At 72.4% G+C, this 10,633-nt stretch carries 12 protein-coding genes; 8 read left to right on the plus strand and 4 right to left on the minus strand.

The features are described from left to right. From ACZ597_RS35325 to ACZ597_RS35340, 4 genes are all read right to left on the minus strand, one after another. Nucleotides 1-1,193, minus strand: a 1,193-nt coding sequence (locus tag ACZ597_RS35325; RefSeq protein ID WP_471339485.1) for a 2-oxoacid:acceptor oxidoreductase family protein, incomplete at its 3' end; no start/stop codon positions are given. Between the two features lie 214 nt (nt 1,194-1,407). Next, nucleotides 1,408-2,067, minus strand: a complete 660-nt coding sequence (locus tag ACZ597_RS35330; protein WP_185911428.1) for a response regulator transcription factor — start codon at nt 2,065-2,067, stop codon at nt 1,408-1,410. Nucleotides 2,068-2,450: 383 nt separating this feature from the next. Next, nucleotides 2,451-3,743, minus strand: coding sequence for a sensor histidine kinase (locus ACZ597_RS35335; protein ID WP_471339487.1), 1,293 nt, complete (start codon nt 3,741-3,743; stop codon nt 2,451-2,453). A 128-nt stretch (nt 3,744-3,871) separates the two neighbouring features. Then, complete coding sequence (locus ACZ597_RS35340) at nt 3,872-5,038, minus strand: sensor histidine kinase (protein ID WP_471339490.1); 1,167 nt, start codon at nt 5,036-5,038, stop codon at nt 3,872-3,874. Nucleotides 5,039-5,194: 156 nt separating this feature from the next. On the opposite strand from ACZ597_RS35340, the gene ACZ597_RS35345 reads away from it, so the two are divergent. From ACZ597_RS35345 to ACZ597_RS35380, 8 genes are all read left to right on the plus strand, one after another. Beyond that, nucleotides 5,195-5,602: an NADH-quinone oxidoreductase subunit A gene (locus tag ACZ597_RS35345; RefSeq protein ID WP_042801540.1), complete on the plus strand. Its 408-nt coding sequence runs from the start codon at nt 5,195-5,197 to the stop codon at nt 5,600-5,602. Beyond that, nucleotides 5,593-6,192 carry an NADH-quinone oxidoreductase subunit B gene (locus ACZ597_RS35350; protein ID WP_471339493.1) on the plus strand — a complete coding sequence of 200 codons (600 nt, stop codon included), beginning with the start codon at nt 5,593-5,595 and terminating at the stop codon, nt 6,190-6,192. Before ACZ597_RS35345 ends, ACZ597_RS35350 begins: the two co-directional genes overlap by 10 nt. After that, a complete protein-coding gene (locus ACZ597_RS35355; RefSeq protein WP_471339496.1) occupies nt 6,189-7,475 on the plus strand; it encodes an NADH-quinone oxidoreductase subunit C in 1,287 nt (428 codons plus the stop codon). Before ACZ597_RS35350 ends, ACZ597_RS35355 begins: the two co-directional genes overlap by 4 nt. Continuing rightward, nucleotides 7,472-8,440, plus strand: coding sequence for a complex I subunit 1/NuoH family protein (locus ACZ597_RS35360; RefSeq protein ID WP_471339499.1), 969 nt, complete (start codon nt 7,472-7,474; stop codon nt 8,438-8,440). Before ACZ597_RS35355 ends, ACZ597_RS35360 begins: the two co-directional genes overlap by 4 nt. Next, nucleotides 8,440-9,051, plus strand: a complete 612-nt coding sequence (locus ACZ597_RS35365) for a NuoI/complex I 23 kDa subunit family protein (RefSeq protein ID WP_471339501.1) — start codon at nt 8,440-8,442, stop codon at nt 9,049-9,051. The genes ACZ597_RS35360 and ACZ597_RS35365 overlap by 1 nt, the downstream gene beginning before the upstream one ends. Then, the gene (locus ACZ597_RS35370; protein WP_471339504.1) at nt 9,051-9,677 is read left to right on the plus strand and encodes an NADH-quinone oxidoreductase subunit J family protein; all 627 of its coding nucleotides are present in this window, start codon (nt 9,051-9,053) and stop codon (nt 9,675-9,677) included. The genes ACZ597_RS35365 and ACZ597_RS35370 overlap by 1 nt, the downstream gene beginning before the upstream one ends. Next, nucleotides 9,677-10,048, plus strand: coding sequence for an NADH-quinone oxidoreductase subunit NuoK (gene nuoK, locus ACZ597_RS35375; protein ID WP_471339507.1), 372 nt, complete (start codon nt 9,677-9,679; stop codon nt 10,046-10,048). Before ACZ597_RS35370 ends, nuoK begins: the two co-directional genes overlap by 1 nt. After that, nucleotides 10,045-10,633: proton-conducting transporter transmembrane domain-containing protein (locus tag ACZ597_RS35380; protein WP_471339511.1), on the plus strand; the 589-nt coding region annotated here is incomplete at its 3' end. The genes nuoK and ACZ597_RS35380, both read left to right, overlap by 4 nt.

Raw genomic sequence — 10,633 nt, forward strand, 5'->3', positions numbered from 1 at the left:
TCGCCGTTGCGGCCGTACATGGCCTGGAGGAGGTCCGCCTGCTCGGTCTTGGTCGGCAGACCGGTCGAGGGGCCGCCGCGCTGGATGTCCACGATCAGCAGCGGCAGCTCCAGGGACACCGCCAGCCCGATGGTCTCGGACTTCAGCGCCACGCCGGGCCCGGAGGTGGTGGTCACGCCGAGCGCGCCGCCGAAGGCCGCGCCGAGGGCGGCGCCGATGCCGGCGATCTCGTCCTCGGCCTGGAAGGTCCGTACGCCGAAGTTCTTGTGCCTGCTCAGCTCGTGCAGGATGTCCGAGGCCGGGGTGATCGGGTAGGAGCCCAGGTAGAGCGGCAGATCGGCCTGCTGGGCCGCCGCGATCAGCCCGTACGAGAGCGCGAGGTTCCCGGAGATGTTCCGGTACGTCCCCGTCGGGAAGGCCTTGGTGGCCGGGGCGACCTCGTAGGAGACGGCGAAGTCCTCGGTCGTCTCGCCGAAGTTCCAGCCCGCGCGGAAGGCGACGATGTTCGCCTCGGCGATGTCGGGCTTCTTCGCGAACTTCTGCCGCAGGAAGTTCTCCGTACCCTCCGTGGGCCGGTGGTACATCCAGCTCAGCAGGCCCAGCGCGAACATGTTCTTGCTGCGCTCGGCCTCCTTGCGGGAGAGCCCGAAGTCCTTCAGGGCCTCCACCGTCAGGGTGGTCAGCGGCACCGGGTGGATGTTGTACGCGGAGAGGGAGCCGTCCTCCAGCGGGGAGGTCTCGTAGCCGACCTTGGCCATGGGGCGCTTGGTGAACTCGTCGGTGTTGACGATGATCTCCGCGCCGCGCGGCACGTCCGCGATGTTGGCCTTCAGCGCCGCCGGGTTCATCGCGACCAGCACGTTCGGGGCGTCACCCGGGGTGAGGATGTCGTGGTCCGCGAAATGCAGCTGGAACGACGACACGCCCGGCAGGGTCCCGGCGGGGGCCCGGATCTCGGCCGGGAAGTTCGGCAGCGTCGAGAGGTCGTTGCCGAAGGACGCCGTCTCCGAGGTGAAACGGTCACCCGTCAGCTGCATACCGTCACCCGAGTCACCCGCGAAGCGGATGATCACCCGGTCGACACGGCGGATTTCCTTGCCGGCTCCATGGGGTGCAGTCGCGCTGCGCTGCTCCCCGATGGACCCGCCGGCCCCGTCGGCCTGCTCGGCCGGGCTACTGACCTGGCTGGTCACTGAACTGGACCTCCTTCGAGGCGGGGGCGCTCGTTCCCAAAACCAACCCTACGTCCGTGAGGTCGTCCGGCCCTGGGTCGCCCGCATTCTGGACCGTCCCTCACGGGGCGGTCTGTCCGACAGACGTCGTGCACAACTCGAAATATTCCAAATCACCCGGCGGTCGCCGTGGTGCGCCGGAACGGCGCGCCTTACCTGACACATTGTCAGTTAATCAAGACCTCAGGTAGGTGAGGACCGCCAGTACACGCCGGTGATCCCCGTCACTCGGGGACAGGCCCAGCTTCATGAAGATATTGCTGACGTGCTTCTCCACGGCCCCGTCGCTCACCACGAGCTGCTTGGCCACAGCGGAATTCGTGCGTCCTTCAGCCATCAGGCCCAGTACCTCGCGCTCGCGCGGGGTCAGACCGGCGAGGACGTCCTGCTTCCGGCTGCGGCCGAGCAGCTGCGCCACGACCTCGGGGTCCAGCGCCGTCCCGCCCCGGGCGACGCGGACGACGGCGTCGAGGAACTCCCGGACCTCGGCGACGCGGTCCTTCAGCAGGTACCCCACGCCGGTACTGGAACCGGCCAGCAGTTCGGTGGCGTACTGCTCCTCCACGTACTGCGACAGCACGAGCACCCCGATGCCGGGGTGGTCGCGGCGCAGCCGCACGGCGGCCCGCACGCCCTCGTCGGTGTGCGTCGGCGGCATCCGCACGTCGGCCACCACCACGTCCGGCAGTGCCCCCTCGGCCGCCAGCTCCGCCACCGTCTTGATCAGGGCTTCCGCGTCCCCGACGCCGGCCACGACGTCATGCCCCCGGTCGGTCAGCAGCCGGGTCAGGCCCTCACGGAGCAGCACTGAATCCTCGGCGATGACGACCCGCACCCTGTCTTCCACGTTCCCGCAGCTCCCGCGTCCACTCGTCGACCACTTGGCAGGGCCAAGCATCCCAGCCGGAGCGGCACGCGGGGGCGGGTCCAAGCCAAGGGCTCAAGACATGGCCGATTCCAGCCCTGAACTCTTCCGGCCCCGGCCGGCAAATCCAGCCTCAGCCGGCATCATCCAGCCCTGGCCGGCACCATCCAGCCCCGCCGGCGTTTGAGGCGCGGGGGTCTGGGGGCGGAGCCCCCAGAAGGGTCCGGGCGGGCCCTGGGGGTACTTCCCAGCGGTAGCCGGGGGAGGAGCGGCGGAAGGGCGGGCAGGGGACCGGCCCCGCGCAGCGGCACCCCACCCCCACCCGCCCGGCCAGGGCAACGGCCACGGCAGCGTCAGGACCGCCAGGGAAGCTCGGCCGTGACCACGGTCCCCGCCCCGGCGGGGGAATCCACCACGAACACCCCGTCCACCGCATCCAGCCGCTCCGCGAGCCCCGCCAGCCCGCTCCCGCCGGAGGCATCGGCTCCGCCCCGCCCGTCATCGGCCACCCGGACCAGCAGCCGCGCCCCCGACTTCCAGACCTCGACGCTCGCGACCCGCGCCCCCGCGTGCTTGCTGACGTTCTGCAACAGCTCGGAGACCGTGAAGTACGCGATGCCCTCGATCGCCGCCGCCGGCCGGGCCGGCAGGTCCACCTCCACCTTCACCGGAACCGTGCACCGCGCGGCCACCGACGACAGCGCCGCGTCGAGCCCCCGGTCGGTCAGCACCGCAGGGTGGATCCCCCGCGCGAGGTCCCGCAGCTCCTGGAGGGCGATCTTCACCTCGCCGTGCGCCTCGTCCACCATCCGGGCCGCGGCCTGCGGATCCTCGGCCAGCTTCTCCTTCGCCAGCCCGAGGTCCATGGCCAGCGCCACCAGCCGGGCCTGTGCCCCGTCGTGCAGGTCGCGCTCGATCCGCCGCAGGTCGGCCGCCGCCGTGTCCACCACGGCCCCGCGGTCGGACTCCAGCTCCATGACCCGGTCGTCCAGGCGGGACCGGCCGAGCAGCCCGCCGACCAGCACCCGGTCGGCGGTGGTCAGCGCCCGCAGCACCCACGGGGTGGCCAGCGTCAGGCCCAGCCCGATGACGAAGGCGCCGGCGATCGTCACGGGGGAGTCCACGTAGAAGGCGTACTCGTCGTTCTGGAGGACCGGCAGCCCCGGCAGGTCGGTGAAGGCCGGGAAGACCCAGAACCCCAGCGGGTACAGCAGCATGCTCCAGCCGGCGGTCCACAGCACGAGCGCCGTCGAGAAGGTGAACACCGCCCAGGGCAGGTGGACCACGGAGTACAGCACGTGCCGCCAGGCGCTGCCGTTCTTGAGCAGTGCCCCGACCCGGGCCACCGCCCCGCCCTTGCCCGGCCGGACCGGCGCCGGACCGGCGATCGGCACGCGCAGCAGCCCGCGTACCCGGGCCCGCTCCACCTGTCCGAAGCCCCGGCACATGGCCAGCACCCCGGCCAGCACCGGCACCCCCACGAAGGTCACGAGCAGCCCGGCACCGACGGCCACCCCGGTGACGGCGAGCGAGAAGTACAGGACGCTGAGCGGCAGGCCCACGAGCAGGTACGCGAACTCGCGCCAGGTCTGCGCCGCCACCGGAGCCCGCAGCACCGTCCGGCCGATGCCCTTGCCGTTGCCCATGATCCCGACCCGCCCTTCAGCTCATCCCTTGATCCCCCAACCCTGCCGCCGGCCCCTCTGCCCGGACCATGCGGCAGGTCGGCGTCTCCCCAGTGGGGTTAACCCCACCCCCACCCCGCCCTCCGGGCCTACGAACGGGCACGCCAGGGAAGCTCGGCCGTGACCACGGTCCCCTCCCCTTCGGGGGAATCCACCACGAACACCCCGTCCACCGCGCGCAGCCGCTCCGCGAGCCCCGCCAGCCCGCTCCCGCCGGAGGCATCGGCTCCGCCCCGCCCGTCATCGGCCACCCGGACCAGCAGCCGCGCCCCGGACCTCCACACCTCGACGCTCGCGCCCCGCGCCCCCGTACCCGCGTGCTTGCTGACGTTCTGGAGCAGCTCCGACACCACGAAGTACGCGATCCCCTCGATCGCCTCGGCCGGCCGCTCCGTCAGCTCCACGTGCACCTTCACCGGCACCAGGCACCGCGCGGCCACCGACGACAGCGCCGCGTCGAGCCCCCGGTCGGTCAGCACCGCAGGGTGGATGCCCCGCGCCAGGTCCCGCAGCTCCTGGAGCGCCAGCTTCACCTCGCCGTGCGCCTCGTCGACCATCGCCGCCGCACCCTCCGGGTCCTCCAGCAGCTTCTCCTTCGCCAGGCCGAGTCCCATGGCCAGCGCCACCAGCCGGGCCTGCGCCCCGTCGTGCAGGTCGCGCTCGATCCGCCGCAGGTCGGCCGCCGCCGTGTCCACGACCACCCCGCGCCCCGACTCCAGCTCCGCGATGCGCCGCTCCAGCTCGTCGGAGGGCGACAGCAGGCCCCGTACCATCGCGCGGTCCACGTTGGCCAGGCCGCGCGCCACGTACGGCAGCACGGGCCACAGCACGAACAGCCCGGTCAGCGCGATACTGAAAGTCAGTACTCCCCACGGCAGCCGGACCAGTCCGTACAGCACGGTCCGCCAGCCCACCGGGTCCTTGATCCCGGCCCACAGCCAGGCGAAGAACCCGCCGGCCCGCTTCGGCCCCGGCAGCGGGGTCGGCTCCTCCACCCGTACGCCGAGCAGGGCTCGCGCCCGGGCGCGTTCGAGCTTTCCGAGCTGCCGCGATCCGAGGAGACCGCACGCGAGCAGCGGCAGTCCGATCGCGGTCACGGTCAGACCGCCCGCCGTCGCAATCATGAAAACCGTGTAAACAAATCCGATCAACGCCACCGGCAGGTTGCTCAGGAGGTGGGCGATCTCCTTCCACGTGGCCGCGTCGAAGGCGGGGCGTACGGGAGGGGGAGCGGAAGCTTGATCGTTCGCGGTCATGCGGCTCAGCCTGCCAACTCCGCCCCGCCGACGCCATGGGGCAGCCAGGCGCCAGTGAACGGGGGGTAACCCCACCCCGTGCAGCCCAGGCCCTAGACTCCCTGCCGTACCAGATCAACCTGATCGTCGACAGTGGCCGAGGAGCGAGGAACGGACGTGCCCGACCCAACGGTATCGACAGCAACCGTGATCGCAGCGGACTACTTCCGGAGCTATTCGGTCGTCGGCCTGCTCGCTGTCGTCGGCGTGCTCTTCGTCGCCGTGGCCTTCGGCGCCGGCCGCCTGCTGAGGCCCGTGGTCCCGACCCCCGAGAAGCTGCTGACGTACGAGTGCGGCGTGGACCCCGTGGGCGAGGGCTGGGCGCACACCCAGGTCCGCTACTACGTCTACGCGTTCCTGTACGTCATCTTCGCCGTCGACTCGATCTTCCTCTTCCCGTGGGCGACGGTGTTCGCCGCCGCCGGTTACGGCGCCACGACCCTGGTCGAGATGTTCATCTTCCTGGGGTTCCTGGCCGTCGGCCTGCTCTACGCGTACAAGAAGGGCGTCCTCGAATGGACGTGACACCGGCCGTCACCCCGGAGCCCCAGCTGCTTCCGGAGCCGAAGAGGCTGGGAGTGCTCTCCCGCCTCGCCCCGGAACCCATGAAGGTGGTCCTCAACTGGGGCCGCCGCTACAGCCTGTGGGTCTTCAACTTCGGCCTCGCCTGCTGCGCGATCGAGTTCATCGCCGCGTCGATGGCCCGACACGACTTCATCCGCCTGGGTGTCATTCCGTTCGCGCCGGGCCCGCGCCAGGCCGACCTGATGATCGTCTCGGGCACGGTGACGGACAAGATGGCCCCGGCCGTCAAGCGCCTGTACGAGCAGATGCCCGAGCCGAAGTACGTCATCTCCTTCGGTGCCTGCTCCAACTGCGGCGGCCCGTACTGGGACTCGTACTCCGTCACCAAGGGCGTGGACCAGATCATTCCGGTCGACGTCTACGTGCCGGGCTGCCCGCCCCGCCCGGAGGCCCTCCTCCAGGGCATCCTGAAGCTCCAGGAGAAGATCGCCCGGGAGTCCCTCGCGGACCGCTACGCGGCATCGCCCTCCGTCGCCCAGCTCACCAGCGGCCTCGTCCAGGCGCCGCCCGCACCGGGGGCCGGCGCGTGAACCTCTACGACTCCCTCCCCGACGCGGCAGGCACGGTATTCGGCGCCGAGGCCGTGGCCTCGTCCGCGTACGACCTCCTCACCGTCGACGTCCCCGTCGGCTCCTGGATCCCCTCGCTGGAGATCGCCCGCGACAAGCTCGGCTGCACCTACTTCGACTGGCTGAGCGCGGTCGACGAGCCCGGTACGGGCTTCCGCGTCTGCGCGCACGTCGTTTCCCTGGAGAACCACCGGGTACGCCGCCTGCTGCTGCGCACGACCGTCCCGCACTCGGCGCCCTCCCTGCCGTCGGCCGTCGCCGTGTACGCGGGCGCCGCCTGGCACGAGCGGGAGACCTTCGAGATGTTCGGGGTCACCTTCACGGACCACCCGAACCTCGTCCACCTGCTCCTCCCCGAGAACTTCGAGGGACACCCGCTGCGCAAGGACTTCGTCCTGGCGGCGCGCGTCGCCAAGGCGTGGCCCGGTGCCAAGGAGCCGGGCGAGGCGCACGACCCGGACGCACCCAAGCGCCGCCAGATGCTCCCGCCCGGCGTGCCGGACCCGAACGACTGGGGCCCGCTCAAGGGCCAGCTGCCCCCCGCCCCCGCCCGGCCGGCCCGCACCCCGCGCGCCGCGGGCGCCGGGCCGGCGCGCACGCCGCGCGAGGGCGCCCCGGTGCGCCGCACCCGGTCGGTGACGGAGGGCTCGGCCACCCAGGCCCCGGCCGCCGACGCCCCGGAGACCCCGCGCCCGGTCCGCCGCACCCGCTCGGTGGCGGACGGCTCCGCCAGCCAGACCACCCCGCCGGCGCCCGCCGACACCCCGGAGACCCCGGCCGGCACTCCGGACCCCCCGCGCCCGGCCCGGCGTACCCGCTCGGTCGCGGACGGCTCGGCCGGCCAGGCGACCCCGGCCCCCGGCACCCCGGTCGGCAGCCCGGACACCCCGGCCGGCACCGCGGCCACCCCGGCATCCGGCACCCCGGCCGGTGCCCCGGACGCCCCGCGCCCGCCGCGCCGGACCCGCTCGGCTTCCGACGGCTCGGCCAGCCAGGCGGTTCCGGCTCCCGGCACCCCGGCCGGCACCCCGGACACCCCGGCAGGCCAGGCCCCCGCGCCGGAGCCGGAGGCTCCCAGGCGCCCGGCACCGCGCAGCACGGACGCGCCCTGGCACAACCCGAAGCCCGCCTTCGAGGAGCCCCCGGCCGCCACCCCGCCGCAGCCGACCCCCGAACCGGAACCCGAGCCCAAGCCCAAGCCCGATACCGAAACCGAAACCGACACCACCGGAGGCGACGCGTGAACGACGTCCTCGACGTCGCCCTGCGACTGATCGTCGTCTTCGCCGCCTTCCTCGTGCTCCCGCTCGTCATCGGGCAGACCGAGCACAAGGTGATGGCGCACATGCAGGGCCGCCTCGGCCCCATGTACGCGGGCGGCTTCCACGGCTGGGCCCAGCTCGTCGCCGACGGCGTGAAGTTCGCGCAGAAGGAGGACATCGTCCCGGCCAACGCCGACCGGCGGATCTTCCAGCTCGCCCCCGCCGTCGCGCTGCTGCCGTACCTCCTCGTCCTCATCGCCATCCCCATCGGCCCGGGCGACAGCTGGATCGGCCAGGTCATCGACGCCGGCCTCTTCTACGCGCTCGCCGTCATGGGCGTCGGCGTGCTCGGCAGCCTCATGGGCGGATGGGCCTCCGCGAACAAGTTCTCCCTGCTCGGCGGCCTGCGCACCGCGGCCCAGCTGCTCGCGTACGAGCTGCCCATGCTGCTCGCCGCCGCCTCGGTCGCGATGGCCGCCGGGACCGTGTCCCTGCCCGGCATCGTCGGCGCCTTCGAGTGGTGGTGGCTGCCCTGGCAGATCATCGGCGCGGTCGTCTTCTTCACCGCCGGCCTAGCCGAACTCCAGCGGCCCCCGTTCGACATGCCCGTCGCCGACTCCGAGATCATCTTCGGCGCGTACACGGAGTACACCGGCCTGCGCTTCGCGCTGTTCCTGCTCGCCGAGTACGCCGGCATCGTCGTCCTCTGCGCCCTCACCACCGTCCTCTTCCTCGGCGGCTGGCACGGCCCCTTCGGCGGTGACGGCCTCGGCTGGTTCTGGACCCTCCTGAAGACCGCCGTCCTCGCCTTCGTCGTCATCTGGCTCCGCGTGAGCTACCCGCGCCTGCGCGAGGACCAGCTCCAGAAGCTCGCCTGGACCGTACTCATCCCGCTCGCGCTCGCCCAGATCGCGCTCACCGGCATCGTGAAGGTGGCGATCCAGTAATGCCCCCGATTCCCGGATCCGGCCTCGCCAAGGGCCTGGCCGTCACCCTGCGCACCATGACCAAGCGCGCGCACACCGCCCAGTACCCCGAGGTGCAGCCCGAGCTCCCGCCCCGCAGCCGCGGGGTCATCGGCCTGTTCGAGGAGAACTGCACGGTCTGCATGCTCTGCGCCCGCGAGTGCCCCGACTGGTGCATCTACATCGACTCCCACAAGGAGACGGTGCCCGCCGCCACCCCCGGCGGCCGCGAGCGCAGCCGCAACGTCCTCGACCGCTTCGCCATCGACTTCTCCCTCTGCATGTACTGCGGGATCTGCATCGAGGTGTGCCCCTTCGACGCCCTCTTCTGGTCGCCGGAGTTCGAGTACGCGGAGACCGACATCCACGAGCTCACCCACGAGCGCGACAAGCTGCGCGAGTGGATGTGGACCGTGCCGGCCCCGCCCGCCCTCGACCCCGCGGCGGAGGAGCCCAAGGAGATCGCGGCCGCCCGCAAGGCCGTGGAGAAGGCCGAAGCCACCGCTGCCGCGGCGGCCGCCGCCGCGGCCGAGGCCGAAGCGGCCCCGCCCGCCGACGGCACCCCCGACACCCCGGCGGGAGGCACCGCCTGATGTACCCCGCCCACCTCGCAGCCGCCGCGGCCGCGGGCGCCCCCGCGCCCGGCCCCGGCTTCCTCTCGCCGACCGGCGTCGAGATCGCCTTCCTCCTCGTCGGCCTCGCCACCCTCGGCGCGGCCGTCATCACGGTCACCACCAAGCAGCTCGTGCACGCCGCCCTCTGGCTGGTCGTCGCGCTCGGCGGGATCGCCGTCGAGTACCTGCTGCTGACCGCCGAGTTCATCGCCTGGGTCCAGGTCTTGATCTACCTCGGCTCCGTGGTCGTCCTCCTCCTCTTCGGGCTGATGCTCACCAAGGCCCCCATCGGGCGCTCCCCGGACGCCGACTCCGGCAACCGCTGGGTCGCGCTCGGCGTCGCCGGCGCCGCCGGGGCCGCGCTCGTCTGGGTGGTCGTCGACGCCTTCCGCACCACCTGGATCGACCTCGACGGACCCGCCCAGGGCTCCACCAAGGTCTCCGGAGAGATCCTCTTCCAGCACTGGGTGCTGCCCTTCGAGGCGCTCTCCGTGCTCCTCCTCGCCGCCCTGATCGGCGCCATCGTGCTCTCCCGCCGCAACACCCCCGCCGAGGACGCCGCCGACGCCGCCGCCCGCGCGGGCGGCCAGGAGGGACAGCGCTGATGCACCTCGCCTACCCCGCGGTCCTCGCGGCCCTCCTCTTCGCCACCGGCCTCTACGGAGTGCTCGCCCGCCGCAACGCCATCCTGGTCCTGATGTCCGTCGAGCTGATGCTCAACGCCGTCAACCTCAACCTGGTGGCCTTCGACGTCTGGCTGCGCGACACCCTGCACGCCGGCCAGGCCCTCACCCTCTTCACCATCGCCATCGCCGCCGCCGAGATCGGCATCGGCCTCGCCATCGTGCTGATGGTGTACCGCAACCGCGGCACCTCGGACGTCGACAGGCTGCGCGACACCGCCGAGGGCCCCGAGCCCGGCCACCCCGACGACACCGCCGCTGCCACCACTGCCCGGCCGGAGGTCGCCGCGTGAGCACCACGACCCTCGCGGTCCTCGTCCCCGTCCTCCCCTTCCTCGGCGCCGTCGCCGGCCTGCTCCTCGGCCGCACCGCCCCCGGCTTCGTCAGGCCGCTCGCCATCCTGCCGACGCTGGCCGCCGCCGTCCTCGCCGTGCTCGTCGCCGTCCGCCACGGGGGCGGCCCGGCCATCGACACCGCGACCGAGCTCACCCCGACCGGCTCCGTGCCGATCGAGCTGTCGCTCCACCTGGACGGCTTCGCCGTACTGGTCGCCGCCCTCGTCGGGGTCGTCGCCACCTGCGTACAGCTCTACTCGACGGCGTACCTGCGCGAGGACCCGCGCTACCCGTCCTACGCGGCCCTCGTCTCCCTCTTCACCTCCGCCATGCTGCTCGTCGTCTACTCCGGCGACCTGATGGTGCTGCTGGTCGGCTGGGAGATCATGGGCATCTGCTCGTACTTCCTCGTCGGCCACTACTGGGAGACCGAGGCGGCCCGCTCCGCCTCCCTCAAGGCCTTCCTCGTCACCAAGCTCGGCGACGTCCCCTTCCTCATCGGACTGTTCGCGCTCGCCGCCGACGCCGGCTCCTTCCGGATCA

This window comes from Streptomyces sp. NPDC040718 (genome assembly GCF_055593565.1).